Consider the following 287-nt stretch of genomic DNA (forward strand, 5'->3'; position numbering starts at 1 on the left):
GCAATTATCAATATGTGCTCTGTCTAGATAAACAACGTCCATTTCTCGTGTAGGGGTCTCTTCGATAAGTTTTGTTTCTAGCCCAATCTTCTCAAAGCGCTCTAACAGGGAATAAAGCTTATCAACTTCGTTCTTGCTCTCTATCGCTGAATATTGAGTCAGAATACTTTCCAAATGCTTTTCAACTGAGCCAAATTTATTCTTCATTAAACAAACAGTTTTAAGCTTTTTTTTAATAATACTATATCGAGCTTGTTTAATTTTGGGCTTCAAGAAGTCAATGATGA

At 34.5% G+C, this 287-nt stretch carries 1 pseudogene; it reads right to left on the reverse strand.

From position 1 onward, the window contains the following. Window positions 1-287, reverse strand: a pseudogene (locus BCT81_RS04805) (DUF2913 family protein); the annotation flags it as partial.

This window comes from Vibrio sp. 10N.261.52.A1, assembly GCF_002876325.1.
GTDB classification, from domain to species: Bacteria; Pseudomonadota; Gammaproteobacteria; order Enterobacterales; family Vibrionaceae; genus Vibrio; species Vibrio chagasii.